25 protein-coding genes are annotated in these 25,995 nt (G+C 73.2%); 6 read left to right on the forward strand and 19 right to left on the reverse strand.

Translation table 11 applies throughout. The annotated features are described in order from the left end of the window. Positions 1-56: 56 nt before the first annotated feature. The gene (locus ABD671_RS08375) at positions 57-380 is read right to left on the reverse strand and encodes a DMT family transporter (RefSeq protein WP_344732849.1); all 324 of its coding nucleotides are present in this window, start codon (positions 378-380) and stop codon (positions 57-59) included. Between the two features lie 78 nt (positions 381-458). Between ABD671_RS08375 and ABD671_RS08380 the strand changes: the two genes are divergently transcribed. Both ABD671_RS08380 and ABD671_RS08385 read left to right on the forward strand, forming a co-directional pair. After that, positions 459-1,025: a TetR family transcriptional regulator gene (locus ABD671_RS08380; RefSeq protein ID WP_344732850.1), complete on the forward strand. Its 567-nt coding sequence runs from the start codon at positions 459-461 to the stop codon at positions 1,023-1,025. Between the two features lie 4 nt (positions 1,026-1,029). Beyond that, positions 1,030-1,728, forward strand: coding sequence for a YoaK family protein (locus ABD671_RS08385; RefSeq protein ID WP_344732851.1), 699 nt, complete (start codon positions 1,030-1,032; stop codon positions 1,726-1,728). 57 nt (positions 1,729-1,785) lie between these two features. On the opposite strand, the gene ABD671_RS08390 is transcribed toward ABD671_RS08385, so the two are convergent. From ABD671_RS08390 to ABD671_RS08475, 18 genes are all read right to left on the reverse strand, one after another. Continuing rightward, positions 1,786-2,577, reverse strand: a complete 792-nt coding sequence (locus ABD671_RS08390; RefSeq protein ID WP_344732853.1) for an SDR family oxidoreductase — start codon at positions 2,575-2,577, stop codon at positions 1,786-1,788. A gap of 178 nt (positions 2,578-2,755) precedes the next feature. Next, positions 2,756-3,457, reverse strand: a complete 702-nt coding sequence (locus tag ABD671_RS08395) for an aspartate/glutamate racemase family protein (RefSeq protein WP_344732854.1) — start codon at positions 3,455-3,457, stop codon at positions 2,756-2,758. Between the two features lie 5 nt (positions 3,458-3,462). After that, positions 3,463-5,055 (reverse strand): NCS1 family nucleobase:cation symporter-1, encoded by a 1,593-nt coding sequence (locus ABD671_RS08400; RefSeq protein ID WP_344732855.1) that lies wholly within the window; start codon positions 5,053-5,055, stop codon positions 3,463-3,465. Positions 5,056-5,191: 136 nt separating this feature from the next. Continuing rightward, positions 5,192-5,920: a GntR family transcriptional regulator gene (locus ABD671_RS08405; RefSeq protein WP_344732856.1), complete on the reverse strand. Its 729-nt coding sequence runs from the start codon at positions 5,918-5,920 to the stop codon at positions 5,192-5,194. Between the two features lies 1 nt (position 5,921). Next, a complete protein-coding gene (locus ABD671_RS08410) occupies positions 5,922-6,389 on the reverse strand; it encodes a nucleoside deaminase (protein ID WP_344732858.1) in 468 nt (155 codons plus the stop codon). Beyond that, complete coding sequence (locus ABD671_RS08415; RefSeq protein ID WP_344732859.1) at positions 6,386-9,130, reverse strand: molybdopterin-dependent oxidoreductase; 2,745 nt, start codon at positions 9,128-9,130, stop codon at positions 6,386-6,388. Before ABD671_RS08415 ends, ABD671_RS08410 begins: the two co-directional genes overlap by 4 nt. After that, on the reverse strand, positions 9,127-9,939 hold the full coding sequence (locus ABD671_RS08420; RefSeq protein ID WP_344732860.1) for an FAD binding domain-containing protein: 813 nt from the start codon (positions 9,937-9,939) through the stop codon (positions 9,127-9,129). The genes ABD671_RS08415 and ABD671_RS08420 overlap by 4 nt, the downstream gene beginning before the upstream one ends. Continuing rightward, a complete protein-coding gene (locus ABD671_RS08425) occupies positions 9,939-10,760 on the reverse strand; it encodes a MurR/RpiR family transcriptional regulator (protein WP_344732861.1) in 822 nt (273 codons plus the stop codon). Before ABD671_RS08425 ends, ABD671_RS08420 begins: the two co-directional genes overlap by 1 nt. Beyond that, complete coding sequence (locus ABD671_RS08430; protein ID WP_344732862.1) at positions 10,757-12,040, reverse strand: allantoate amidohydrolase; 1,284 nt, start codon at positions 12,038-12,040, stop codon at positions 10,757-10,759. The genes ABD671_RS08425 and ABD671_RS08430 overlap by 4 nt, the downstream gene beginning before the upstream one ends. After that, the gene (locus tag ABD671_RS08435; protein ID WP_344732863.1) at positions 12,037-13,260 is read right to left on the reverse strand and encodes a pyridoxal-phosphate-dependent aminotransferase family protein; all 1,224 of its coding nucleotides are present in this window, start codon (positions 13,258-13,260) and stop codon (positions 12,037-12,039) included. The genes ABD671_RS08430 and ABD671_RS08435 overlap by 4 nt, the downstream gene beginning before the upstream one ends. Beyond that, positions 13,257-14,663 carry an allantoinase AllB gene (gene allB / locus ABD671_RS08440; protein ID WP_344732864.1) on the reverse strand — a complete coding sequence of 469 codons (1,407 nt, stop codon included), beginning with the start codon at positions 14,661-14,663 and terminating at the stop codon, positions 13,257-13,259. Before allB ends, ABD671_RS08435 begins: the two co-directional genes overlap by 4 nt. Positions 14,664-14,674: 11 nt before the next feature. Then, the gene (pucL, locus tag ABD671_RS08445) at positions 14,675-15,592 is read right to left on the reverse strand and encodes a factor-independent urate hydroxylase (RefSeq protein WP_344732865.1); all 918 of its coding nucleotides are present in this window, start codon (positions 15,590-15,592) and stop codon (positions 14,675-14,677) included. A gap of 6 nt (positions 15,593-15,598) precedes the next feature. Next, positions 15,599-15,925: a hydroxyisourate hydrolase gene (uraH, locus tag ABD671_RS08450; RefSeq protein WP_344732866.1), complete on the reverse strand. Its 327-nt coding sequence runs from the start codon at positions 15,923-15,925 to the stop codon at positions 15,599-15,601. Then, on the reverse strand, positions 15,922-16,446 hold the full coding sequence (gene uraD / locus ABD671_RS08455; RefSeq protein ID WP_344732867.1) for a 2-oxo-4-hydroxy-4-carboxy-5-ureidoimidazoline decarboxylase: 525 nt from the start codon (positions 16,444-16,446) through the stop codon (positions 15,922-15,924). The genes uraH and uraD overlap by 4 nt, the downstream gene beginning before the upstream one ends. Before the next feature lie 229 nt (positions 16,447-16,675). Next, a complete protein-coding gene (locus ABD671_RS08460; protein WP_344732868.1) occupies positions 16,676-18,202 on the reverse strand; it encodes an AtzH-like domain-containing protein in 1,527 nt (508 codons plus the stop codon). Beyond that, positions 18,199-19,278: an acetamidase/formamidase family protein gene (locus ABD671_RS08465; protein WP_344732869.1), complete on the reverse strand. Its 1,080-nt coding sequence runs from the start codon at positions 19,276-19,278 to the stop codon at positions 18,199-18,201. Before ABD671_RS08465 ends, ABD671_RS08460 begins: the two co-directional genes overlap by 4 nt. Before the next feature lie 281 nt (positions 19,279-19,559). Further along, positions 19,560-19,991: a pyridoxamine 5'-phosphate oxidase family protein gene (locus ABD671_RS08470; protein WP_344732870.1), complete on the reverse strand. Its 432-nt coding sequence runs from the start codon at positions 19,989-19,991 to the stop codon at positions 19,560-19,562. Position 19,992: 1 nt separating this feature from the next. Next, positions 19,993-21,726 carry a dolichyl-phosphate-mannose--protein mannosyltransferase gene (locus ABD671_RS08475; protein WP_344732871.1) on the reverse strand — a complete coding sequence of 578 codons (1,734 nt, stop codon included), beginning with the start codon at positions 21,724-21,726 and terminating at the stop codon, positions 19,993-19,995. Between the two features lie 68 nt (positions 21,727-21,794). Between ABD671_RS08475 and rsmI the strand changes: the two genes are divergently transcribed. The 4 genes from rsmI to ABD671_RS08495 all read left to right on the forward strand — a co-directional run bounded on the left by rsmI (position 21,795) and on the right by ABD671_RS08495 (position 25,951). Further along, positions 21,795-22,697, forward strand: a complete 903-nt coding sequence (gene rsmI / locus ABD671_RS08480) for a 16S rRNA (cytidine(1402)-2'-O)-methyltransferase (protein WP_344732872.1) — start codon at positions 21,795-21,797, stop codon at positions 22,695-22,697. Next, entirely contained in the window at positions 22,694-23,554 is an 861-nt protein-coding gene (locus tag ABD671_RS08485) for an alpha/beta fold hydrolase (RefSeq protein WP_344732873.1), read from the forward strand. The genes rsmI and ABD671_RS08485 overlap by 4 nt, the downstream gene beginning before the upstream one ends. Next, the gene (locus ABD671_RS08490) at positions 23,551-24,414 is read left to right on the forward strand and encodes a TatD family hydrolase (protein ID WP_344732874.1); all 864 of its coding nucleotides are present in this window, start codon (positions 23,551-23,553) and stop codon (positions 24,412-24,414) included. The genes ABD671_RS08485 and ABD671_RS08490 overlap by 4 nt, the downstream gene beginning before the upstream one ends. Before the next feature lie 379 nt (positions 24,415-24,793). Beyond that, a complete protein-coding gene (locus ABD671_RS08495; RefSeq protein WP_344732875.1) occupies positions 24,794-25,951 on the forward strand; it encodes a resuscitation-promoting factor in 1,158 nt (385 codons plus the stop codon). Positions 25,952-25,995: the final 44 nt, after the last annotated feature.

Genomic DNA, 25,995 nt, shown 5'->3' on the forward strand with positions numbered 1-25,995 from the left:
GGTAGGTCGGTGTGCCGCCGGTGTCAGGGCGTCGACGGGACGGCGCCAGGGCGTCGTCAGTGTGCGCCGGCGAGGTTGAGGCCGATGACGCCGGTGACGATGAGGCCGAGCGAGAGCGCCTTGAGCGTGTTCATCGACTCGCCGAGGAAGGCGAAACCGACGATCGCCACGATGGCGGTGCCGACACCCGACCAGACCGCGTAGGCCACCGAGATCGGCATCGTGCGGACGACGAGGGCGAGCAGCCAGACCGAGAGCGTGTAGCCGCCCAGCACGATCGCGCTCCAGCCGGGGTGGCTGAATCCCTGAGCACGCGGGAGCAGGGCCGTCGAGACGACCTCGACCCCGATCGCGGCGAGCAGGAGGAGGGCGGCGTACATCGTGGATCACGTCCTTCGTCATGTATGTAGCAGTCGCTACATTTCTGAGATGACTGTAGCACTCGCTACGCTGCCCTGGTGAATCGACAGGAGGAGCTCCTCGAGGCGGTCGCCGAGCACGTCCTGCGGCACGGACTCATCGGCCTGACGCTGCGCCCGCTCGCGGCTGCCATCGGCACCTCCGACCGGATGCTCGTCTACCACTTCGGCTCGCGTGACGCGCTCGTCTCCGCGGTGGTCGCCGCGATCGGTGCGCGGTCGGTGGCCGCCGTCGACGCCCTGCCCGGCGCACGCACCGTGCGGGCCGGCGTCAACGCCCTCTGGGCCGCGTACCAGCGCGAGCCGCTGCGCGGCTGTCTCGACGTCTACCTCCAGGCGGCGGCGACCGGGCTGATCGGCCAGGAGCCCTATCTCTCCGACGTGCGCGCCAGCAACGCCCAGTGGTCGGCGGCGCTCGAGCGCTACGTCGTCCGGTGCGGAGCCTCGCCGCGGCGGGCCCGGAGGGTGGTCACGATGGTGGACTCGGCGCTCTACGGCTTCCATCTCGACCTCACCACCGACACCCCCGAGCACCTCGCCTCGGGGGTCGACGATCTCGCGCGCGCGGCCCAGGCCATCGCCCACCCGGCGACGACGGGAGAATGACCGCGTGACCCGACTGCGCGCCGTCCCCACCGAGCGGATGCACCTGTGGCTGATGCTCGTCCTCACCTTCACCACCGGCATCGTCGACGCCGTCGGCTACCTCGGACTCGACCGGGTGTTCACCGGCAACATGACCGGCAACGTGGTCATCCTCGGCATGGCGCTCGTCGGCGGCGACAACCTGCCGATCCTCGGCCCCACGCTCGCCCTGCTCGGCTTCATGGCCGGAGCCGCGTTGGGCGGCCGCACGCTCAAGGCGGCCGGCGCGGCGTGGACGCGCCTCACCACGATCCTCTTCGCGATCGTCGCGGTGGTGACCCTCGCGCTGGCCGTCGTGCTGTTCGTGGTGGGGGAGACGCCGGGCCGCCCGCTGGGCGTCACCGTCACCACGCTGCTCGGCGCGGCGATGGGGCTCCAGGCGGCGGTCGCCCGGTTCATCGCCATCAAGGACGTCACCACCGTCGTGGTCACCTCGACCATCACCGGCCTGGCCGCCGACTCGATGTTCGGCAGCGGCAAGTCGCGGGCGGGGGACGGCGGTTCAGGACGCCGGTTCACCGCCGTGGTCTCGATCCTCGCCGGCGCCGCGGCCGGTGCCGCGCTGCTGCAGTGGCACCTCGGCGCGGGCCTGCTGCTGGCCGGCGTCCTGATCGCGGGGGTCACCGTGGTCGGTGCGCTGCACGCCCGGCCGGCGTCCGCCTGACCTCGCCTCCCGGGCGGCGTCCCGTGCGCCACGTGGGGGGCGAAACCTGCAGCCGCCTCAGTGCGCCGCCAACCGCTTGTTCACCAGCCGCGTGAGCCACGCGGGGGAGAACCGGGAGCCGAGGGTGAGGGTGGAGGCCTGGCGACCGACCGGGTAGTGCACCTGGTGGATGAGCCGGCGGGCGAGCGGCGGCTCGACGGCCTCGAGGATGGTGTCGGCGACGTCCTGCGGGCCGAGGTTGATGCCGAGCGACTCGGTGGTGCCGGTGGAGATGTCGGCGGTCATCGCGGTCTCGACGTAGAGGGGCCAGATGGCGACCACGCGGATGCCGTGGCGGCTCCACTCGAGATCGAGCGCCTCGGAGATGCCGCGCACGAAGAACTTGGTGGCGCTGTAGTTCGCCAGCTCGGCCTGGCCGTAGATCGCCGAGGCGGAGGACAGGTTCACCACCACGGACTTCTTGGTGGCCTTCAGGTGCGGGAAGCCGGCGTGCAGGCCGTTGACGACGCCCTTGACGTTGATGTCGATCTCGCGGTGGTGGGTCTCGACGGCGAGGTCCTCGAAGTTGCCCGCGCGCAGGATGCCGGCGTTGTTGACCAGGACGTCGAGGCGCCCGGTCTGGAGCACGAAGTCGTCGACGGCCGCGGCGAAGGCGCCCGCGTCGGTGACGTCGAGCTTGCCGGTGATCGCGGTCGAGCCGAGCGAACGCACCTCGGCGGCCAGGGTCTCCAGGCCCGCCTCGTCGATGTCGTAGCCGCCGATCGTCCAGCCGCGTCGGGCGAAGGTGAGGGCGGTGGCGCGGCCGATGCCGGCGGCGGCGCCGGTGATGAGAACGGTGCGGGTGGTCATGGTGAACAGTCGTACCAGAGCGTCGACGCAGGGTCATCGGCCATCCCACCCCACATCGGGTGACGCTCGTCATCACATGTGGGGGACGTCGGACCCGCGGCGCGCCCGCCCGAGCCGGGCGCGCCGATCAGCTCCGGCCAGCCCCGACGAGCTCGCGATCAGCCCCGGCCAGCCCCGGTCAACCCAGCAGCGCCGGGAGGCGGGGAGTGGCGAACTCGCCGGTCTTGCCGGTGGCCAGCCCCAGCCGCACCAGCCGCTCGACCTCCGTGGTGGCCGCGGCGACGCCGTCGACCACCGGCACCCCGAGATCGGCGGCGAGCCGACCGGTGAGGTCGGCCATGCCCGCGCAGCCGAGCACCAGGCTGTCGCTGCCGTCGGCGGCGAGCGCGGCCCGGGCGGTGGTGAGCACCCGCACGTACGCCGTCGGGTCGGTCTCGAGGTCGAGCACCGCGACGCCGCTGGCGTGCACGCCGGCGCACTGCCGGCCCACGCCGTACCCCGCGGCCAGGTCGCGGATGTGCCCGACCGTGCGGTGCAGCGTGGTGACCACCGAGAACGACCGCCCCAGATAGCAGGCGGTGCGCATGCCGGCCTCGGCGATGCCGACGACCGGTCCCGAGGCGATCTCGCGGGCGGCCAACAGGCCGGGATCGCCGAAGCAGGCCACCACGAAGCCGTCGACATCGGGACGCCGGGCGATCTCGGCGAGCACTCCGGGTGCGGCCAGGACGTCGTCGGTGTGGCTCTCGATCGAGGCGGGGCTGCCGGGCGGATGGACCGCCTCGACGCTCACGCCCGGGCCCACCACGGCCCGGGCGTGAGCGCCGATCGCCTCGGTCATCGACCCCGTGCTGTTCGGATTGACGACCAGGATGCGCATCTCGGTCAGGCCGCCGCCGCGGCCGACGTCCCGGAGGTCGACCGGGCCAGGGCCCGGCGATCGGCCGAGCCGGCCACGTTCATCGCCAGCGCGATGACGTAGTAGGCGGCGAAGCCGGCACCGCAGCCGATGAACCAGCTGTACTTCGTGATCCAGTCGATCGGCGAGGTGCCGTCGGCGGCCATCAGGTCGAGGACCTTCGGCACGACGACCGATCCCAGCGAGAGGGCACCGGAGACGGCCAGGGCGTAGACGGCCGCCCGGTTGGTGCCGTTGGTGTACCAGTACTCGCCGTCCTCCTCCATGGTGAACAGGTCGTCGACGACGATGCGCTGCTGGCGGATCAGGTAGTAGTCGGCGATGAGGATGCCGAACAGCGGGCCGATGAGGCCGCCCAGGATGCCGAGGGTCCAGAAGATGGCATCGTCGTTGGCGTACCAGTTCCACGGCGTCACCAGCACCGAGCCGACCGCGGCGATCATGCCGCCGGCGAACCACGAGATCCGCTGCGGCGCGACGTGGGAGAAGTCGAAGGCCGGGCTGATGAAGTTGGCCACGATGTTGATGCCGATGGTCGCGATCACGAACGTGATACCGCCGAGCACGATCGCGTAGGTGTTGTCGAGGGCGTTGACGGTCTCGATCGGGTCGGTCATCAGCTTGCCGTAGACCGGCAGCGTCGCGGCCGCCGTGAGCACGGTGAGCAGCGAGAAGAACATGAAGTTCAGCGGCAGGCCGAGCAGGTTGCCGCGCTTGACCTTCTCGTAGCTGGAGGCGTAGCGCGAGAAGTCGCCGAAGTTCAGCATCGGACCGGAGAAGTACGACACCACGGCCGCCACGGCGCCGCACATGGCCCACACCAGCGCCCAGCCGTGCAGCTGCTCGGTGGAGAAGTTGAGGTCGATGTCGAAGTCGGCCTTGACCAGCAGGTAGCCGCACAGCACGACCATCACCACGTAGACGGCCGGGCCCGCGTAGTCGACGAAGGTGCGGATCATGTCCATGCCGCGCCAGAACAGCAGCGCCTGGAGGACCCACAGGATCGCGTAGCAGAGGTAGCCGAGCGCGGAGAGGCCGAGGAAGGAGTGCGAGAGCATCGAGGCCGACCAGTCCGGCGCGAGCCGCACGAACACGATGATGAGCGACTCCGCGGCCAGGAAGGTCTGGACGCCGTACCAGGCCACCGCGATCAGACCGCGCACGATCGCGGGGATGTTGGCTCCCAGGACGCCGAAGGACGCGCGGCTGGTCACCGGGTAGGCGACGCCCGCGATCTGGCTGGGCTTGGCGACGAGGTTGACGAAGAACTGCACGATGCAGATGCCGACGATCAGGCAGGCGAACACCTGCCAGGCGTTGAGCCCGATCGCGAAGAGCGCGCCCATCGTCACGTAGCCGCCGACGCTGTGCACGTCGGACATCCAGAAGGCGAAGATGTTGTAGGCGCCCCAACGCTGCTCCTTCAGCGGCGCGAGGTCCTCGTTGGTCAAGCGCGGGTCGTAGGCGCGCTTCGGCACGCCGCGACCGGGCGGGTAGCCGGCGGCCTCGACGAGGTCGGCCTCGGGCGGCGGTGTCGAGTGGGCGGACTGCTGGGTCATCGGGACTCCTCGATGCGGATGCGGCTCCGGGTGGGCTGATCGGGTGCGCACGACGCTAGGAACGCCGCGTTTCGACCGCGCACGTCGAGCGGTGTCACCGAGGTGTCGGGAAAGATATAGGGGTATACGCGCGGGCTCACTGCGCCGGCCGGAACAGGTCGGGGGAGTCGGCGAGCAGCGCGATCGCGGCACCCAGATGCTCGTAGTGCGCCTGGGATTCCGCGACCAGCCGGACGGCGTCGCGCGCCAGGAACGCCTCGATGAGCCGGTCGTGGTCGGCGTGCAGCAGCGCGCGTCCGTCGGCGTCGACCCGGGCCATCGGTCGCGCGGGCTCGGTCATGTTCCAAGCGGTCTCGTACATGTGCAGCAGCCGCTGCATGGCGGCCGGCGCGATGAGCGCCATGTGGAAGCGCCGGGACGCCGCGTGATAGCCGCGCTCGTCGCCCGCGGCGATCGCGGCGGTGAGGGCCTCGTGGGCGTCGAGCACCTCGGCGTCGTCCGCGGGCCCCGCCCCGAGGACGGCGGCCCGCAGCGCCGAGGCTTCCAGCGCCTGCCGGACGTCGTAGAGCTCGCGGAACTCGCGGAAGGTCAGCTTGGCCACCGAGTAGCCGACGTGCGGCACGTGCTCGACCAGCCCCTCGCCGAGCAGCACCTTGAGCGCCTCGCGCACCGGGATCTGGCTGACCCCGAAGAACCGCGCGACCTCCTCGATGGGGATCAGGGTGCCCGGGGGCTCGTCGCCGGCCAGGATCGCCTGGCGCATGTCGTCGGCCACCCGCGGCACCTCGCCCGCCGCCGCGGTGTTGACCAGCCGGGCGGTGAAGATCGAGCGCCGCCGAGGGGCGGCCGGACGCGGGCCGGCCACGTCAGTACGGCGTCCGTGCGGCGTCGCCGAGCCAGGCGTCGAAGGGGGCGAACGCCTCGGGGTGCGCGGTGCGTTCGACGGGCGTGGGCCAGGTGGCGCGTTCGCGGGCGAACAGCTCGTAGAACTCCTCGTCGTCGAACCCGCCGCGGGCGGCGTCGTAGCGGTCGGCGGCGAAGACGACCCGGTCGACCCGCGCCCACAGCGAGGCGGAGAGGCACAGCGGGCAGGGTTCGCAGGAGGCGTAGAGGGTGCAGCCGGACAGGGAGAAGTCGCCCAGGGCCTCGCAGGCGCGGCGGATCGCCACCACCTCGGCGTGGGCGGTGGGGTCGAGGTCGCGGGTCACCCGGTTCTGCCCGTCGGCGACCAGCACGCCGTCGCGCACGATGACGGCACCGAAGGGCCCGCCGCCGGCGGCGACGTTGTCGACGGCCAGCGCGATCGCGCGCTCGAGCCAGGGGGCGTCGGTCATGGGGTCTCCTCGGCGGGCGGGTCGGCGGGCGGGTCGGCGGGTGTCTCGGCGGGGTTGTCGGCGAGCAGCCGCCAGACCCGGTCGCGGCTGATCGGCAGGGCATGGGGACGGCGTCCGACGGCGTCGCGCACCGCGTTGGCCACGGCCGGGGCGACGGGGTTGTAGGGCGCCTCGCTCATCGACTTCGCGCCGAACGGGCCGAGCGGGTCGACGGTGTCGGCGAAGAGCACCCGGGTCGTGGGCACGTCGCCCATCTGCGGCACCCGGTAGTTGCGGAAGGTGCGGGTGGTCACCGCGCCGTCGGCCACCATGACCTCCTCGGCGAGCGCGGAGCCGAACGCCTGCGCGACGCCGCCCTCGACCTGGCCGCGCAGCTGTTCGGGGTTGAGCACCCGCCCCGCGTCGGCGGCGTGCACCGAGCGCAGCACCCGCACCTCGCCGGTCTCGGGGCGCACCGCCACCCGCACGCCGTGCACGTTGAAGGCCACCGCGCGCGGCGACCCGTGGTGCTCGCCCTCGCCGACCAACGGCGTCTCGGGGGTGGGCCGCTCGCCGGCCTCGAGCCGAGCGCGCAGGGCGCGGGCCGCGAGCAGGACGGCGCCGCCCGCGACGACCGATCCCGTCGACCCGTAGGCGCCGGTGTCGTAGGCGGTGGCGTCGGTGTCGGCCGAGTGCAGCGAGATCGCGCCGTCCCAGCCGAGGGGCGCGAGCTCGGAGGCCACCAGTTGCGTGTGCACGGTGGCCGAGCCGTTGCCGAACTCCGCCGAGCCGACGCCGATCTCGACGCGGCCGTCGGCGAAGGCCGTGACGGTGGCGGTGGCGTGGTGCCCGCGCGGCGGGATCGTGGCGATCATCGCCGCGGCCAGGCCGGAGCCGACCAGCCAGCCGTCGGGCGCGGGTCGCTCGTGCTCGTCGGGCGCAGCGGCCAGCGCCGCCTCCACCAGATCGAGGCACTGCGGCAGGCCGTTGCCGGCCTCGGTGAGCACCAGGTCGTCGTCCGGGGCGCCGTTGACGACGAAGTCGTCGCCGGGCCGTACGGCGTTGCGCCGCCGGATCTCGGCCGCGGAGATGCCGACCTCGCGGGCGAGGTCGTCGAGGGCCGACTCGACCCCGAAGATCACCTGACCCAATCCGTAGCCGCGGAACGCGCCCGAGGGCACGTGGTGGGTGTAGACCGCCTCGGCGTCGACCCGCTTGTTGGCGCAGCGGTAGAGCGCCACCGACTCGTGGACGCCGTGGAACAGCACTCCGGCCGCGTGGTTGCCGTAGGCGCCGGTGTCACTGAGCACGTCGAGCCGCATCGCGGTGAGCACGCCGTCGGCGTCGGCGCCGAGCTCGACCTCCACCCGCATCGGGTGGCGGGAGGGCACGAGGGTGAACTGCTGCTCGCGGGTCAGCTCGAGCTGCACCGGCCGCGGGGTGCCCTGCTCGGCGAGCCGCAGCACGGCCAGCGCCACGAGGTCCTCGACGAGCATCTCCTGCTTGCCGCCGAACCCGCCGCCCACCCGGGCCGCATGCACGCGCACCCGCTCGCGGTCGAGGCCGAAGAGGTGCGCCAGCTCGTCGCGCACCAGGAACGGCACCTGGGTCGAGGTGCGCAGCACGAGCCGCCCGCCGGCGGCCCAGTCGCCCTCGATCCAGCCGCGCGCGCCGTGGGTCTCCATCGCGGCGTGGGTGACCCGCGACGTCGTCCACGTGCCGTGCACGCGGTGTGCGGCCGCGGCCAGGCCGGCGGCGACATCGCCGATCTCGCCGTGGGTCTGCGCCACGACGTTGCGTCCCGGCTCGGCGATGCGGGACGCCGCGGGGTCCTTCTCCCCGTGCACCAGCGGCGCCCCCGGACGCCGGGCGGCCTCGGGGTCGAGCACCGCGGGCAGCACCTCGTAGTCGACGACGATCAGCCGGGCCGCGGCCTCGGCCTGCGCCACCGAGTCGGCCACCACGAGCGCGACGCGCTGCCCGGCGAAGCGGACGACGTCGTCGAGCAGGCGGGTGTCGTCGGGGTCGTCGCGGCGATCGTCGTGACGACCCGAGGAGTACAGCACGTCGGGCACGTCGGCGTGGGTGAGCACCAGGTGGACGCCGGGCGCGGCCAGCGCGGCCGCGGTGTCGATGGAGCGGATCCGCGCGTGCGGGTGCGGGCTCTGCAGCACCACCGCGTGCAGGGTGTCGTGGGCGGGGTGCCCGACCGGGATGTCGAGGGTGTACTCCTCGCGGCCGGTGACGATGCGGCGTCCGGCCGGCACGGCCCGCGAGACACCCACGCCGGAACCGGCGTCGGCCGTGTGCTCGACGTTGACCCGGCCGGCCAGCGCGTCGCGGATCGAGCGGTAGCCCGTGCAGCGGCACAGGTTGCCCTTCCAGGTGCGGTCGGTCGCGTCGACGACGCCGTCGTCGGCGCCCTGCTCGGCGGCCAGCGCGGCGGCCGTGACCACTAAGCCCGCCGTGCAGAAGCCGCACTGGAAGCCCTGCGCCGCCAGGAAGTTCTCCTGCACCGGGTGCAGGTGCTCGGGCGAGCCCAGACCCGCCACGGTGGTGACCTCGGCGGACTCCGCCACCGCGCGCGCCGCCGGGTAGAGGCAGGAGTGCCGTGGGGCGCCGTCGACGAGCACGCCGCACGCACCGCAGTCGCCGGCGTCGCAGCCCTTCTTGACCTCCAGGTGGCCGGTCTCGCGCAGGTAGGTGCGCAGGCACTGCCCCGGACGCGGCGCCCGGCCGACCTCGACCCCGTTGACCCTCATGCGGCCGCCCCCGCGGGAGCCTCGAGCTCGGCGAGCACCTCGTCGACCAGCACCGCCGTCACCGCGGCACGCCAGTCGGGCGGGCCGTGCGGGTCGTCGTACCAGCCGCACAGCTCGGGGACGGCGTCCAGGCCGCGCGGGTCGTCGACCTCGCCGCCGGCGCCGAGCACCACCGGCCGCGGCGTGGCCGCGGTGACCGTCACGCGTGGGCCGGCGTCGGTGAGCACGCCGAGCACGACGCTGCTGGAGCGGCCCTGCTCGGTCAGCGCGATCTTGCGGAACGCCACCGGCAGCGCGAGGGCTGCGGCGGAGACCTCCACCCCGCGCAGCACCTCGCCGGGCAGCAGGGTGGTGCGCTGCACGCCGAGCACGAAGCGGGCCACGGGCTCGCGGCGCTCGCCGCCCCCCGGCGTCCAGATGACGGCGTCGGCGCCGAGCCCCGCGAACAGCGAGATCATCGCGCCGGCGGGCAGGGCCAGGCAGATGTTGCCGCCGACCGTGGCGACCTGCTGGATCTTGAACGACATGAGCAGCGCGTCGGCGGCGGTGCGGAACAGCCCGGACGCCGGCGCCGCCTCGTGATCGGCCAGCGTGGCGATCGGGCAGGTGGCGGCCACCCGCAGGCCGCCGTCCGGCAGGCGTTCGACCGGCGGCCAGCCGAGCGCGGCGAGGTCGACGAGGCCGGAGACCTGCGGCTGCGGCTCGGAGAACACCCAGGTGCCGCCGGCCACGAGCGTCTCCCCGGGCCCGAGGGCGAGGTCGGCGCGGCGCTGGGCGAGCCGGTAGGAGGTGACGGTGCCGAGGTCCATCAGCCCTCGACCTCGCCGAGCCGCTCGTAGGTGCGGCTGATGCCGCTGACCCGCTCGCGTCCGGCGGCACCGGCGGCCTCGAGCACGCGGTCGGCCAGCACGGCCACCAGGCTCATCGGGGCAGCGTAGGAGTCGAAGCCGAGCCGGCTCGAGATCGGGCACTCCAGCCACAGGTCGACCCCGCGGGCGTGGTCGAGCGCGGTGCCGTCGGCGATCAGGACGACGCGGGCGCCGGTGTCGTGGGCCGCGGCGAGGAAGTCGCCGAACCAGCCGGGACGCCGCCGGAAGCCGACCGCCACCACGACGTCGTCGGGGCCGAGGTCGGCGAGCTCCTCGCCGGTGACCTGGCCGGGCAGCGGTGCGAGACGGACGTCGCCGCGGGTGTGCGCCAGCTGCTGGCGCAGGTGCAGGGCCACCGGGTGGGAGTTGCGCCAGCCGACGACGGTGATGCGGGCGGCCGCGACCAGCAGCTCGACGGCGGCCGGCACGTGCGGATGCTCGACCGCGCGGCGGATCGCCTCGGCCTCGGCCGCGAGGTGCGCCACCAGGTCGCCGTCGTCGTCGCGGCCGGGTTCGCCGTTGGTGCGCAGGGCGCGCAGGTGGTCGCGCACCTCGTCGAAGTCGGCGAAGCCCAGGCTGCGGAAGAGCCGCGACATCGTCGCCTTCGAGACCCCGGCCATGTGGGCCAGCTCGGTGGCGCGGTAGGTGGCCAGGTCGTCGAGGTGCTCCAGCAGCGTCGCCGCGGCCCGACGCTCCTGGGGGGAGAGGTCGAGCTGGCGGGCGGCGATCCGCTCGTCGATGCGCACGCTCGGCTCGATCATGACCGTGCCTCGTAGGCCTCGGCCACGCGCAGCACCGCCGCCTCGAACGCGTCGATGCCTACGGCGACGTCCTCGGGCAGCACGGCCTCGTCGGGATGGTGGCTGATGCCGTCGTCGCAGCGCAGGAACAGCATGCCGATCTCGGTGACCTCGGCCATCACCATGGCGTCGTGGCCGGCGCGGCTCCACAACCCGAGCGGGTCGGTGTTGCCGGTGGTGGCGATGCCGTGGACGACGGCCTCCTGGAGCCAGGGTGCGCACGGCGCGGCCGGGGCGCAGTGGGTCTCGGAGACCTCCAGGCGCAGGCCGCGGGCGTCGCACTGGCGGCGGATCGCGGCGAGCATCAGCTCCCACATCTCGTCGCGCTCGGTGTCGGTGGCCGCGCGCAGGTCGAGGCTGAAGTCGGCCCGGCCGGCGATCACGTTGACCGCGCCCGGGCTCACCTCGATGCGCCCGACCGTGGCGATGCACTCGCTGGCCCGCGCCAACTGCTCGATCTCCACGATGGCCTCGCTGGCGCCGACGAGGGCGTCCTTGCGGCGCGGGTACGGCGTCCCGCCGGCGTGCCGGGCCTCGCCGAGGATGGTGAGCCGGAACCGGCGGGCGCCCGCGATGGTGGTGACGTAGCCGAGCGCCTCGTCGCGGGCCTCCAGATAGGGGCCCTGCTCGATGTGCGCCTCCAGGTAGCCCACCAGCTCCTCGGGACGCCGGGCCGCCGTCCGCACGTGGCGCGGCTCGAGACCGAAGGCGTCGAAGGCCTCCAGCAGCGTGGTGCCGTGCCGGTCGCGCAGGTCCCACCACTCGTCGTCCCACACGCCCGCCACCGCGCTCGAGCCGAGCAGCGCCTTCCCGAACCGGGCGCCTTCCTCGTCGCTGAACCCGATGACCTCCAAGGCGAACGGAAGCGGCGCCAGCTCGCCGGCGTCGATGCGGCGCCCGAGTCGCTGCGCCACGGCGATCGCCATGACGACCCCGAGCATGCCGTCGAAGGACCCGGCGTCGGGCACGGTGTCGAGGTGGGAGCCGAGCAGCAGCGCGGGCAGACCGTCGGTGCGGCCCTCGCGGCGTCCGCAGATGTTGCCGGCGGCGTCCTGCCAGGTGCGCAGGCCGGCCTGCTGCATCCAGGCCGCCGTGAGCCGGTTGGCCCCCGCGTGCTCGGGGGTGAGGTAGATGCGTTCGAGGCAGTCGGGGCGCGAGGACCAACCGTCGAGCTGGCTGCAGCGTTCGAGCACACCCTCGGCGGTGGTCGGGTCGGCCAGCGAGTCCGGGACGGCGGTCACGACGCGTACACCTCGCGGGCCGCGCCGACGCCGCCGCCGGCCGTCACGCTCGCGCCCTCGGCGCGCAGCACCTGCTCGAGGCAGGCCAGCGTCGTCAGGACGGCGTCGGTGCGGGCGTTGTAGCCCATCGTGCCGATGCGCCACACCTTCCCGTGCAGCGGGCCGAAGCTGGTGCCGATCTCGATGCCGAAGTCCTCCAGCATCGCGGTGCGCACGCGGTCGCCGACCACGCCGTCGGGGATGTGGACCGCCACGACGTTGGTCATCTTGTGCGCGACGTCGCCGAACACCTCCAACCCCAACCCGCGGACGCCGGCCAGCATCGCCTCGCCGTGCAACCGGTGCCGCTCGATCGCCTGGGGGATGCCCTCCTCGACGAGGATCCGCGCGCACTCGCGCGCGCCCCACAGCATGGTGGTGGCCTCGGTGTGGTGGTTGAGCCGGCGCGGACCCCAGTAGGCCATGATCTGCGCGAGGTCGAGGTAGTTCGAGGCGATGCGGCTGCCGCGCGGGGTGTCGGCTGCGTCGCCTGCGTCGGCGATGCCGGCCTCGATGTGGCGGCGGGCCTCGATGACCTCCACCGCACGGGGGCCGATGGTGATCGGCGCACTGCCCGACGGCCCGCCCAGGCACTTCTGCAGGCCCGCGGTGACGACGTCGAGGTGCCAGGCGTCGGTGAGCAGCTCGTTGCCGCCGAGCGAGGCGGTGGTGTCGACGTAGAGCAGCACGTCGTGGCGGCGGGCGATCTCGCCGAACGCCGCCAACGGCTGGCACATCGTGGTGGAGGTGTCGCCCTGCACGGTGGCCAGCACCTTCGGGCGCACCCGGACGATCGCCTCCTCGACCAGCTCGGCGGGCACGACCTCGCCCCACGGCACTTCCACGGTGTGCACCTCGGCGCGGCAGCGTTCGGCGATCTCGGTCAGCAGGTGACCGAAGCGCCCGAACACCGGCACCAGCACGCGGTCGCCGGGCTCCAGCAGCGAGACCAGCGCCGCCTCGATGCCGGCCCGGGAGGTGCCGTCGACGAGGAACGTCTGCTCGTTCTCGGTGGCGAAGACCGTGCGGTAGAGCGCCATCGTCTCGTTCATGTACGCCGTCATCGCCGGGTCGTACTGGCCGACCAGGGCCGCGGACATGGCCCGCAGCACCCGCGGGTCGGCGTCGATCGGGCCCGGCCCCATGAGCATCCGCGGGGGCGGGTTGATGGGCAGGCTCACGCAGGTGCCTCCTGAGTCGTGGGCTGGGTCGTGGGCTGGGTCAGCGGCTGGGTCGGGGCGCCGGCGCGTGCCAGCTGTCGTCCCCAGTGGTGGTCGGGACGGTCGACGTCGATGGCGTTGCCGCGCACGACCGAGCGGGTGATGCGGCCGCCGTAGCGCAGGCCGTCGTAGGCCGAGATCGGGTTGCGGTGCGCCAGGCGGGTGGCCTCGATGCGGAACTCCACCCCGGTGTCGTAGATCGCCAGGTCGGCGTCGGCGCCCACCTCGATGCGGCCTTTGTGCGCCAGGCCCACGAGGTCGGCGGTGTTGCGCGACATCCAGCGGCTCACCTGGTGCAGGCCGATGTTGCGGCGCCGAGCCTCGAACGCGACGGCGCTGAACCCGACCTGGAGCCCCGAGACCCCGCCCCAGGCCTGCTGGAGGTCGCCGTCGCCGCGCTGCTTCTCCTCGGCCGTGGCCGGGGAGTGGTCGCTGACGACGGCGTCGATGACGCCCGCGCGCAGCGCCTGCCACAGCTGCTCGCGGTTGCCGGCGTCGCGGATCGGCGGGCAGCACTTGAACTGCGGGGAGGCGTCGGGGATCGACTCGGCGTTGAAGCACAGGTAGTGCGGGCAGGTCTCGACGGTCAGCGGCAGCCCCTCGGCGCGGGCGTCGGCGATGAGGTCGAGGGCGCGGGCCGAGGAGAGGTGCAGGATGTGGCCGCGCGCGCCGGTCTCGCGCACACCGTCGATGACCTGCTGGATCGCCGCGGTCTCGGCGGTGTCGGGCCGGGAGAGCAGGAAGTCGGCGTAGGCGCGCGAGGGCGGGGACGGCGCCTCCTCCAGCACGCGGGCGTCCTCGGCGTGCACGATCATCAGGCCGCCGAAGCGGCCGATCTCGGCGAGGTGCTCGCGGAACTGCTGCGGGTCGAGCGGGGGGAACTCCTCGACCCCGGACGGCGCGAGGAAGCACTTGAAGCCGAAGACACCGGCCTCCCACAGCGGTTCGAGGTCGGCGAGGTTGCCGGGGATCGCGCCGCCCCAGAAGCCGACGTCGACCATCAGCTGCCCGGCCGCCGCCTCCTGCTTGATGCGCAGATGCTCGACGGTGGTGGTCGGCGGGATCGAGTTGAGCGGCATGTCGATCAGCGTGGTCGCGCCGCCGAGCGCCGCGGCCTCGGTGGCCGAGGAGAAGCCCTCCCAGTGGGTGCGGCCCGGCTCGTTGATGTGCACGTGGGTGTCGACGACGCCCGGGACGACGAACGCGGTGTCGGGGGCGCGCAGCACCAGGCCCTCGACGGCGTCCAGAGCAGCGCCCGGATCTGCGTCGTCCGGCACCACGTCGACGGTCTCGATGCGGCCCTGCCGGATGCGCACGACGGCCGGCACGAACCGGTCGCCGACCAGCACGCGGCGTCCGGCCACGGCATCGATCCTCATGCGAAGCCCGGGATCGTCGCCCACGCACGGGGCTCGGCGGGCGCGCCCTCGCGCTCGATGGTGGCCTGGATGAGGCCGTAGGGACGGTCGGCGGCGTAGAAGACCTCGTTGGGGTTCTCCTGGCCGAAGGGGGAGAGGTCGACGAGGAAGTGGTGCTTGTTGGGGCACGACAGCTTCACCTCGCCGACCATCGGGTAGGCCTCCAGCACCGCCTTGCCCATGGCGAAGATCGTCTGCTGGAGCGCGAGGGAGTGCAGGCCGGCGAAGGTGGAGAGCAGCAGCTCGCGGATGCCGGTGAACAGCGCGTCGTAGTCGAGGCCGAGCTCGGTGTAGCGCCACCAGGCGGTGACGCTGGTGGCCAGGATGCGGTCGTCGGTCTCGACCAGCGTCGTGTAGCGGTCGCGCGGGAAGCCGTGGAACTCCGAGCCGGTCGACTTCAGCACCACGCAGTCCTTCAAGCCGCTGACGACGAAGGCCTCCTCGCCGTCGAACTGGACGACGGTCGTGCGGGTCTCGGTGCCGGCGCGCACGAAGGCGTGGTCGTGTGGGACGCCGTCGACCCCGATGCGCTTCCAGGCGTACTGCTCGGCCTCGAAACGCCCGCCGCTCACCCACTCGAAGCCGCCGACGAAGTGGCGGCCCAATCGCAGCAGGAAGTCCTCGGGGGCGCCGACGCCGAACTCCTGGGCGAAGGCGTAGACGGTGTTCTTCTGGGTGTCGGTGGCCACGACCTGGGAGTTGTCGCCCTCGGTGTGGCAGGTGACGAAGTCGCCGCGCAGCTGGCTGGTGACGTTGAGATCGGTGATCTCGTGGTAGCCCGGCCGGGCCGGGTCGGCGTCGCGGGTGACCCGCACCAGGCGGCACTCGGCCTTCCCGTACTGGTTGGCTCCGAGCACGATGTCTCCAACTGCCATGGTTCCTCAGCTTCCGCGATAGGTGGTGTAGGCGAACGGGCTCAGCAGCAGCGCGACGTGGTAGTGCGGCTGGTCGTCGGTGACGGCGAAGACCAGCTCGACCTCGGGGTAGAGGGTCGATCGGGCTGCGGCTGCGAACCACGGACCGGTGGCGAACACCAGGCGGTAGGTCCCAGGGCCGGGGAGGGTCTGGTCGGCGAACCGCACGCGCCCGTCGGCGTCGGTGGCGGTGGCCGCGAGCTCGATGCGCTGCGCATCGAGCAGCACGACGTCGAGGCCGGCCGCGGGGCGGCCGAGCGCGGCGTCGAGGACGTGGGTCGAGAGCGTGGTCATGCGATCGCCTGCGTCGGGGACTCGTCGGCGGCGTCGAGCAGGTCGCCGAGCCGCAGCAGGGCGATCTCGGCGAGCTGGCCGATCACCACGGCGTCCTCGGTGGCCGGGTCGTGGGTGAGGCGCTGGTCGAGCAGCGCCAGCAGCTCCTCGGCGCTGCGGCCCTTGGCCCGGACGAGGTAGATGCGACCGAACTTCTCCTCGTAGGCGGCGTTGCCGGCGCGCAGCCGCGCGGCGACGTCGGCGTCGTCGCCGACCCCGGCCTGCTCGCGGCTGCTGAGCGCGGCGGCCGCGGCGTCGCCGGTGTGCCGCTCCCCGATGCGCGGGTGGTCGGCCAGCGCGCCGTCGACCTCGGCGATCGTCCAGCCCGCCGCCAGCTCGCGGGCGGCGGCCAGCACGGCGTCCTGGTCGGCGAAGGGGCGGGCGTCGGCGAGTGCCGTCGTCCAGCTCTCGATGCGCGCGCACGCCGTCAGCGCCGTGACCACCTCGGCCCTCGGCATCGCGTTGAACTCCTGCACCAGCACGTCTCACCCCGTTCCGGCCCTGAAACTAGGACCCGGTCGTTTCGCGGAACCGAAACCAGCGTTTCAGAGGCGTAACGGTTCGCGGGGTTCGGCGCGCGGGTGGGGTGGGAATCGGCGGTCTGAGTCACCGGGCGCCCGGTGACTCCTGCCATTGGTCAGGCAAGACTTGCGTCACGAACCGACAGACTCAGCTGACCAATCTCCCGGATCCCGGCTGATGGCGTCCGCGTCAGGCCAGCGTGACCGCGAGTTGCAGCAGCGCCCGGTCGCGGTCGGGCGCTCCGACCAGGCAGACGCCGGCGGGGAGTCCGGTCGTCGTGCTGACCGGCACGCTCACCGCGGGCAGCCCGCCGAGGCCGGCCAGGCAGGTGAGGCGCAGGGTGGCCTCGCGGGTGGCCTGGAGGCGATCGGCCAGGCCGGTGCCGAGCTCGGGTGCTGTCGTCGGCGCCGAGGGCAGCACGAGCACCCGGTCGCCGAGCAGTTCGCGGATGCGGGCCCGCGCCGCGACGACCACGTCGTAAGCGGCGTGCGCCTCGGCGTTGGTGACCTGCGAGGCGTTCTCGAAGCGGGCGCGCACGTCGGGTCCGAGCACGTCGAGGCGGCCTTGCAGGAACGGCGCCCGCACCTGCCAGGCCTCCCATGCCTGCCAGGTCGAGAACGCCCGCACCCAGAGGTCGAGGTCGGCCAGCGGCCAGGTCTCGCGGACGACGAGCCCGCGGTCGGCGATCCAGCGGTCGCACGCGGCGGCGACGTCGTTCTCGGCCAACCGCAGCAGTTCGGGGACGACGACGAGGTCGAGGCCGCCGTCCGGCTCGCTCTGATCGGGCAGCAGCACCTCGCCGACCAGCGCCAGCAGGTCGGCGCTGCGGGTGAACCAGCCGACGGTGTCGAAGGTCGGTGCCAGCGCCAGCAGCCCGTGCCGGTCGACGACGTCGTGCGTGGTGCGGATGCCGTAAAGGCCCTGATAGGCCGCCGGCACCCGGATCGAGCCGCCTGTGTCGGTGCCCAGCCCGATCGTCGCCTGGCCGAGGGAGACCGCAGAGGCCGACCCGGACGACGATCCGCCGCTGATGCGGTAGGGCGCCTTCGGGTTCGGCGGGGTGCCGGTGTGGGCGTTGGTGCCGGCCAGGCTGTAGGCGAACTCGTCGGTGCGGGCGATGCCACGGACCGCCGCACCGGCCTCGACCAGGGCGGAGACCACGGCGGCGTCCCCGCGCTCGACCGTGGCCTCGGCCTCCCAGCTCGGGTTGCCGGCGCCGATCACGTGGCCGGCGACGGCGTAGAGGTCCTTGACGGCCACGCTCTCCCCGGTGAGCGGGCCGGTGGCCGCGCCCGGCACCAGCGGGTCGCCGACGACCCGCCAGATGCGTGTGTCGAGCGCCGGCGCGGGCACCGACACGTGGGCGGCGGTCACCTTCCAGCCGTCGGCGAAGCGCGCCCACAGCTGGGTCTGCTGGCCGCGGCCGCCGCGCGCGAGCTCGGTGACGGCGACGACGAGGGCGTGGTCGGCGTCGATGGTCTGTACGTGGGTCTGCACGATCCGGCGCTGCGGCGCACCGCCCCGGCCGCTGCGGAACGCGCTGATGCGCTCGTGCCCCACCAGCAGCCCGTTCGCGTCGCCGCGCAGGGTGGTGGACGCGTCGGCGAAGAGCCGGTCGAGGGTCGCGACGTCGTCGGCCATGAGGGCCCGCTCGTACTCCCAGAACGCCTCGACCAGGCCGTCGGGCACCGGCAGGGCCGCGCCGGTCGCCGTCATGACGGCGTCCCGAGGTGCGCGAAGTCGGCCTTGCGGATGCGGGCGTGCACGCCCTTGACGACGTCGACCACCTGGGAGATGTCGAAGTCGGTGGCCGCCGAGAGGTAGGCGTAGGCCATGCGGGGGTCCATCCCGTGGCGCGCCTGGAGCAGGGCGATCGCGGCGCGCACGCAGTTGCTCATCGCGACGTCGAGGTCCTCGTCGAGGCCGGTCGGGATGAGGTGGTCGGCGTCCTCGGCCAACGGTCCGGCGAGCTCGCCGAAGCGCCGCACGGCGTCCTCGTGCGCGACGACGTCGAGGCGCACGGTCGCGCGCAGCGACGCCTCCATCGCGGTGAGCGCCACCTCGCCGTCACCCTGCGCGAAGTGCGGGTCGCCGACGTAGACCAGGCCGCCCTCGGCCTGCACCGGCAGGTAGAGCGTGGCGCCGGGCACCAGCAGGTTGATGTCGATGTTGCCGCCGTGCGCGCCGGGCGGCACCGAGTGCGGCCGCTGGTCGCCGGCCACCGCGACGCCGATGATCCCCAGGAACGGTCGCAGCGGGAACCGCGCGTGCTGCTCGCCCCCGGGCACCAATGGCAGCTCCCCGTGGACGCCGTCCGCGGCCACGCGGGCGAAGGCCGAGAACACCGCACCGTCGTCGGCCAGCGGGTACTCGCCGGGCAGCGCGCCGCGGCCGTGCCGGTTCGACACCACCCCGTAGGGCACCCGCGGGGTGGTCTCGAGGATCGTCACCGCCAGCAGGTCGCCCGGCCGAGCGCCGTGCACCGCGACCGGTCGGCTCACCACGTGCGGTCCGTCGACGCCGAAGGTGCGCGGCGTCTCGGAGGCCGCGAGCGCGACGGCGTCGCGCAGCACGGGCACCTCGTAGGGGGCGAAGAACCGTTCGGGATCACGGCCCTGGTCCTCCAGGATCCCCTCGTGGCTCAGGGTGTCGAAGGTGACCTCGCTGCCCGGCTCGACGGTGAGGATCGGGGCGTCGGTCGCGCACGGCAACCGCCCCCACAGGACCTGGTCGACGGTCGGGGCGACGTACTCGCCCCGGATCTCGCCGTCCCCGACTTCGAGCACGCGCATGGCGCGAAGCCTAGGGGGAGCGTGTTGCGGGGATGTTGTGGCGCGGGGGTGGGTGGGGCTGGTGGCGGCGAAAGATTCGGCGGGTGAGCGCTGAAGCTTCGGCGGGTACCCGCTGAAACTTTCGCTGCGGTGTCGAAGCTTCGGCCGGGAACCGAAAGAATCGGCGGGTACCCGCTGAAACTTTCGGCACGGTGCCGAAGCTTCGGCCGGGAACCGAAAGAATCGGCGGGTACCCGCTGAAACTTTCGGTCACCGCCCCCGGCTCATCCGTGCACCGGGCCTCAGCCCTCGGCCACCCGCAGCAACCCCGGCCCGAAGACGAACCGCTCGACGGTGAGCCGCAGCGCGACCCGGTCGGGGTTCTCGCGCGGCTGGCGGTAGCGGGAGGCGTAACGCTCGACGGCGCGGGCCACCGAGGCGGCGTCGTCGCGCAGCTCGGCGGTGCCCTCGATCGTCGACCAGCGGGGGCCGTCGACCTGGCAGGCCGCGATCTGCCCGGCCCCGGCGCCGGCGAGCACGTTGCGGGCCTTGCGCGAGCCGGGGTTGGTGATCACCCACGCGCACTCCTGCTCGGGGTCGAGCGCGACCCCGACCGGGACGACGTGGGGCCGCCCGTCGGGGCGCAGCGTCGTCAGCGTGCACAGGTGCCGCTGGGTCCAGAACTCCAGCAGCGGCGCGGGGATCTCGCCCCAGCCGGGCTCGAACGAACTCATCTCAGACCCACCTCGAGAACCAGATGCGGTCGAGCCACTCGGAGTGGGTGAGCAGCCCGTTGGTGTAGATCGGCCAGAACCAGGCGAAGTTCGCGATCACCAGCACCACGAAGGTGCCGCCGGCGATGACGCCGATCGTGCGTCGTCGGGTGGCGCCCTCGTCGCTGCCGATCATCCGCCCGATCGTCAACGTCAGCGCCAGCACGAGGAAGGGCAGCGAGACGATGATGTAGTAGAGGAAGATCGGCCGGTCGGCGTAGAGCAGCCACGGCAACCAGGTGGAGGCCACCCCCACGACCGCGAGCCCGAAGCGCCAATCGCGCGCCCCGGCCCACATGAGGACGGCGTAGAGCAGCGCCAGGCATCCGCCCCACCACAGGGCCGGCGTGCCGATGAGCAGCACCTGACGCAGGCAGTCGCTGCCGGCCGGGGCCTCGCAACCGCGGGTGCCGGGCTGGATGCCGGTGTCGGCGGCCACCCCGACGGGTCGGTTGAGGAACAGCCAGCCCGAGGGCTGCGAGGCGTAGGTGTGGGTGGCGCAGTTCAGGAAGTGGGTGTGGAAGATGTAGACGTCGTGGTGGTAGTGCCACAGCGACTCGAGGTTGGTCAGGATCGTGCCGGGCCCGGACCGGTCGTAGTCGTCGGCCGTCGGCCACCGCTTCTCGGGGTCGAGCTCGGCCTGGAGGCTCTCGCCCTGGCAGCCCTGCTCGGCCACGAACTGCGTGTACTGGGTCGAGGAGAGGTGCTGCTCGTAGGCGCCGGCGTGCATGAGCCAGCCGGTCCAGGTGGCCAGGTAGACCACGAACCCGACGACGACCAGGTAGCCGAAGGCGGGCAGCCCGTCGGCGACGAGCGCCTTCAGCCACGCGTGCCGCACCCCGAAGGAGCGCCGGGCGCCGGCCGACCACGCCACCAGCAGGACGCCGAACGCCGCGAGCGGGTAGATCGCGGTCCACTTGGTGCCGCAGGCCAGGCCGAAGCAGACGCCGGCTGCCAGCAGCCACGGCCGCCACAGCAGTGCCCGTACCGGGCCCCAGGACGCCGGGTCGTCGATGCGCTCGGGCACGAGCGCCGCCATCCGCGACCGCGACCAGTCGCGGTCGTTGACCAGGCAGGCCACCGCGCAGAGGGTGAAGAAGGCCAGGAAGATGTCGAGCAGCGCCAGCCGGGAGAGCACGAACTGCAGGCCGTCGAACATCAGCAGGACGCCGGCCACCAGCCCCAGCGCGGTCGACCCCGTGACGCGGCGGGCCAGGCGCACCATGACCAGCACCATCAGCGACCCGACGATCGCCGAGGCGATGCGCCAGCCGAAGGGGTCCATGCCGAACGCCTTCTCGCCCAGCCCGATCAGCCATTTGCCGACCTCGGGGTGGACGATCATCGACGGGGTGTCCTTCCACAGGCCCGTGGTGGTGCCCGCGAGGATCTTGTCGTTGGCGTCGCTCACGTAGTCGTGCACGTAGCCCTGGTTGATCAGCGACCAGGCGTCCTTGGCGTAGTAGGTCTCGTCGAACTCGAACTCCTTCGGCGAGCCGAGCTTCCACAGCCGCAGGAAGAACGCGAGCAGCGTGAGCCCGATCGCCGCGGACCAGCCGATGAAGGGGTCCTCGAGGTCGAGGCGCCCGCGCGCCCGCTGCCAGGCCGACGGCACGGGCCGACCCTCGGCGGTGCTCCCGAGGAGCTGCCGGCCGGACGCGTCGCGCTCGGACGCGGGCGGGGCGGTCGTGGTCACGGGACGGAACTCTACGGACCCCCACCGACGTTCCGGCGTCCGCGCGCGGGTTTGCGATGATGCGGCCCATGACCGCCCCCGCGAACGCCCCCGCCGGCCCCGGTGGCGGCCCCACCGGCGGTGCCGGCGTCCTCGTGCTCGCCGGGACGCCGATCGGCCGGGTCGGCGACGCGCCGCCCCGCCTGGCCGAGGAGCTGCTGGCGGCGGAAGTGATCGCCGCGGAGGACACCCGCCGGCTGCGGCGCCTGCTCGGCGATCTCGGCATCGAGCCGAGCGCGCGCATCGTCTCCTACTTCGAGGGCAACGAGGCGGCCCGCACCCCGGTGCTGCTCGAGGAGCTGCTGGCCGGACGCCGGGTCGTGCTCGTCACCGACGCCGGCATGCCGAGCGTCTCCGACCCGGGGTACCGCCTGGTCGCCGCAGCGGTCGAGGCCGACGTGCGGGTCACCGCCGTCCCCGGCCCCAGCGCCGTGCTCACCGCGCTCGCGGTCAGCGGCCTGCCGGTCGACCGCTTCTGCTTCGAGGGCTTCCTGCCGCGCAAGGCCGGCGAGCGCGAGCGCCGCCTCCAGGGCCTGGCGTCCGAGGAGCGCACGCTCGTCTTCTTCGAGGCCCCGCACCGCACCGAGGCCGCCCTGCGCGCCCTGGCCGACGCCTTCGGCGCCGACCGCCCGGCCGCCGTCTGCCGCGAGCTCACCAAGACCCACGAGGAGGTCGTGCGCGGCCCGCTGGCCGAGCTGGCCGCCTGGGCCGCCGACGGCGTCCGCGGCGAGGTCACCCTCGTCGTCGCCGGCGCGAGCCCCACCGCCGTCGACACCGATCCGGCCAGCCTGCGCGCGGCCGTCGCCGAGCGTGAGGCCGCCGGCACCGCGCGCAAGGAGGCGATCGTCGAGGTCGCCAGGATTGCCGGCGTCCCCAAGCGCGTGGTCTACGACCTCGTGCACAAGCCCGCCACCGGAGGACCGACCCCATGATGAGCACGAGCACCCTCACCGAGTTCTCCCGCGACGGACTCACCTTCGACGTCATCGACACCGGCCCCCGCGACGGCGACCCGGTCATCCTGCTGCACGGCTTCCCCGAGCGGGCGAGCTCGTGGGAGCAGGTCGCGGCCCGGCTGCACGAGGCCGGCCTGCGCACCCTGGCCGTCGACCAGCGCGGCTACAGCCCCCGGGCGCGACCGCGGCGGGTCCGCGACTACCGCACCACCGAGCTCGCGGACGACGTCGCCGTGCTCGCCGAGCTGCTCCACGAGCAGACCGGACGCCGTCCGCACCTGGTCGGACATGACTGGGGCAGTGCGGTGGCCTGGACCCTCGCGATGCGCCACCCCGACCTCATCCGCTCGCTCACGGCGGTCTCGGTGCCGCATCCCGGCGCTTTCCTGCGCTCGGAGTTCACCTCCACCCAGTTCCTGAAGTCCTGGTACTTCGTGCCGTTCACCGCGCCGTTCGTCATGACCGCCCTGGCCCGGCGTCCGCGGCTGATCGACCCGATGCTGCGCCGTTTCGGCATGACGCCTGCGGAGGTCGCCCGCTTCCACACCGGCATCGTCGGCTACGGCGTCCTGCCCTACGGGCTGCACTGGTACCGCGCCATGGCACTGGCCGACCGCGGCCTGCTGGCCGAGCAGGTGCGGGTGCCCACGACGCTGGTGTGGAGCGACGGCGACGTCGCCGTCGGACGCCACGGGGTTGAGGGGACGGCGGCGCGCATGGCACCCGAGGCCGACTACCGGCTGGTGGTGCTCGAGGGCGTCACCCACTGGATCCCCACCCAGGCGCCCGAGCCGCTGGCCGCGGCCATCCTGGCGCGCGTGGCGGCGTCGTGAGCCCGAACGCGGGCGCCCGCACCGAGCGGCCGCCGGCCCCCGAGCCGCTGCCGCACCCGGTCGTCGACAACCACTGCCACCTCGACATCGCCCGCGGCGACCTCGAGACCCCCGCCCTGCCGGTCGCCGAGGCGATCACCGCGGCCGCGGCGGTCGGCGTCCCGCGCATCGTGCAGATCGGCTGCGATCTCGAGCGGGCCCGCTGGGCGGTCGCCGCGCTGGCCGACCACCCGCAGCTGGTGGCGGGCGTCGCGCTGCACCCCAACGAGGCGCCGCTCGTGGTCGCGGCGGGCCGGTTGGACGACGCGATGGCCGAGCTCGAGCAGCTCGTCCGCAGCCACGACCGGGTGCGCGCGGTGGGGGAGACCGGCCTGGACTTCTTCCGCACCGGCGAGGACGGCATCGCGGCCCAGGTCGAGTCCTTCCGGCGCCACATCGACCTCGCCAAGCGCACCGACAGCACGCTGGTGATCCACGACCGCGACGCCCACGACGCCGTCCTGCGGGTGCTCGACGAGGAGGGGGCTCCCGAGCGCTGGGTCATGCACTGCTTCTCCGGGGACGCCGCGTTCGCGCGCGCCTGCCTCGACCGCGGCGCCCACCTCTCCTTCGCCGGCACCGTCACGTTCGGCAACGCCGGGCACCTGCGCGAGGCGTTGGCGATGGCGCCGCAGGACCGCCTCCTGGTCGAGACCGACGCCCCCTTCCTCACCCCCGCGCCCCACCGGGGGCGGCTCAACGCCAGCTACCTGATCCCGATCACGATGCGGCTGATGGCGCAGGTGCGCGGGGAGGATCTCGGCGAGCTGTGCGCGGCCGTCGAGGCGAACACCGATCGGGCCTTCGGCGGCTCCTGGTGATGCTCGGGTAGTCCTCGGGTCGGGCATCCGAAGGTGCGAGGAAGCGCCTCTCACCGGTTTCTCATCAACGCGGCACACGACAGCCGTCAATTGCCCCTCTGACCTGCGAGAACGCCGTTCTCAAGCACGGCTCCTCAGCGTCGAGAGCCTCCTCACATCGGTGCAAGGGAGTTTGCATCGGCGGGTGGCGGGCTGTTCTCATCGATCCTCGACGGCCGGGATCGGGACCGATTCTGACCGGCGCATCACCGACAGATCCTGCTCCACTCGCGGTCTCCCACCGCACACCGACGCCTCCGTGGCCACGGTGCCCGGAGCAGTCCTCCCCGAACTGTCGCGCCGGCACCCGAGGCCCGGAGAGCACGACGTTCGGAGCACTGTGCACCACCTCACCAGGCTGACCCGCTGGGCGGCCGCCTCTCTCGACCGCGCCAGCAAGAACCGCAGCCTGGTGGTCGCCCTGACCGCCGTGGTGGTCGCCGCCGTCGCCGGCACGACCCTGGGCTACCGGGCGTTCTCGACCACCGTGACGCTCACCCTCGACGGGCACCGGCAGACCGTGCACACCTTCAGCGGCACCGTCGGCGACGTGCTCCGCGAGGAGGGCATCGACCTCGGCCCGCACGACGTCGTCCTGCCCGACCCCGACGAGACGGTCACCGACGGCTCCGCGATCAGCGTCCGCTTCGGCCGCCAGCTCACGGTGTCGGTCGACGGGCAGGAGAAGACCTACTGGGTCACCTCCACCACCGTGGCCGGCGCCCTGGGCGAGATCGGCCGCGAGTTCACCGACGCCGACCTGTCGCTGAGCCGCGGCGGACTCATCGACCGCTCCGGCGCCACGCTCGACGTCGTCACCCCCAAGACCCTCACCGTGGTCATCGGCGGCCGCAAGCCCGAGCGCCGCACCCTCACCGCCTCCACCGTCGCCGACGCGCTCGACGACCTCGGCGTGACGGTCGGCCGGCACGACGTGGCCAAGCCCGGACTCGACACCCCGATCCACGACGGCGACCGGATCGTGTTCACCGACGTGCGCATCGTCAAGCGCTTCGTCGCCGGTGAGGAGGTGCCCTTCGGCACCATCCGCCGCGAGGACGCCTCGGCCCCCGTCGGTCAGGACACCGTCGTCCGCGCCGGCCGCGACGGCCTGCGCAACGTCACTTACCGCCTCGTCTACCGCAACGGCCAGCTCACCGTGCGCACCGTGCTGCGCCAGAGCGTGCTGCGTGCGCCCGTCGACCAGATCCTCTCGGTCGGCACGAAGGCGCCGGTCGCGAACTTCGCGGGCGGCTCGACGGTCTGGGACCGCCTCGCCCAGTGCGAGTCCGGCGGCAACTGGGCCACCAACACCGGCAACGGCTACTACGGCGGTCTCCAGTTCAGCCTCGGCACCTGGCAGGCCTATGGCGGATCGGGTCTGCCGAGCAACGCCTCGCGCGAGACCCAGATCGCCATCGCCACCAAGGTCCGCGACGCATCCGGCGGGTACGGCGCCTGGCCGGCCTGCGCGGCGTCCCTCGGCCTGCCGCGCTGACGGAGCCGTCCAGCGACAGCTCCGCACGTGACGCACCCATCGAT

The organism is Nocardioides fonticola (assembly GCF_039536805.1).
GTDB lineage: Bacteria > Actinomycetota > Actinomycetes > Propionibacteriales > Nocardioidaceae > Nocardioides > Nocardioides fonticola.

Excerpts from the sequence above, each read along its gene's own strand:
- ABD671_RS08375 (WP_344732849.1), bottom strand. The coding sequence starts at position 380 with ATGTACGCCGCCCTCCTCCTGCTCGCCGCGATCGGGGTCGAGGTCGTC.
- ABD671_RS08390 (WP_344732853.1), bottom strand. The coding sequence starts at position 2,577 with ATGACCACCCGCACCGTTCTCATCACCGGCGCCGCCGCCGGCATCGGC.
- ABD671_RS08395 (WP_344732854.1), bottom strand. The coding sequence starts at position 3,457 with ATGCGCATCCTGGTCGTCAATCCGAACAGCACGGGGTCGATGACCGAG.
- ABD671_RS08400 (WP_344732855.1), bottom strand. The coding sequence starts at position 5,055 with ATGACCCAGCAGTCCGCCCACTCGACACCGCCGCCCGAGGCCGACCTC.
- ABD671_RS08410 (WP_344732858.1), bottom strand. The coding sequence starts at position 6,389 with ATGACCGACGCCCCCTGGCTCGAGCGCGCGATCGCGCTGGCCGTCGAC.
- ABD671_RS08415 (WP_344732859.1), bottom strand. The coding sequence starts at position 9,130 with ATGAGGGTCAACGGGGTCGAGGTCGGCCGGGCGCCGCGTCCGGGGCAG.
- ABD671_RS08420 (WP_344732860.1), bottom strand. The coding sequence starts at position 9,939 with ATGGACCTCGGCACCGTCACCTCCTACCGGCTCGCCCAGCGCCGCGCC.
- ABD671_RS08425 (WP_344732861.1), bottom strand. The coding sequence starts at position 10,760 with ATGATCGAGCCGAGCGTGCGCATCGACGAGCGGATCGCCGCCCGCCAG.
- pucL (WP_344732865.1), bottom strand. The coding sequence starts at position 15,592 with ATGGCAGTTGGAGACATCGTGCTCGGAGCCAACCAGTACGGGAAGGCC.
- uraH (WP_344732866.1), bottom strand. The coding sequence starts at position 15,925 with ATGACCACGCTCTCGACCCACGTCCTCGACGCCGCGCTCGGCCGCCCC.
- ABD671_RS08460 (WP_344732868.1), bottom strand. The coding sequence starts at position 18,202 with ATGACGGCGACCGGCGCGGCCCTGCCGGTGCCCGACGGCCTGGTCGAG.
- ABD671_RS08465 (WP_344732869.1), bottom strand. The coding sequence starts at position 19,278 with ATGCGCGTGCTCGAAGTCGGGGACGGCGAGATCCGGGGCGAGTACGTC.
- ABD671_RS08470 (WP_344732870.1), bottom strand. The coding sequence starts at position 19,991 with ATGAGTTCGTTCGAGCCCGGCTGGGGCGAGATCCCCGCGCCGCTGCTG.
- rsmI (WP_344732872.1), top strand. The coding sequence starts at position 21,795 with ATGACCGCCCCCGCGAACGCCCCCGCCGGCCCCGGTGGCGGCCCCACC.
- ABD671_RS08485 (WP_344732873.1), top strand. The coding sequence starts at position 22,694 with ATGATGAGCACGAGCACCCTCACCGAGTTCTCCCGCGACGGACTCACC.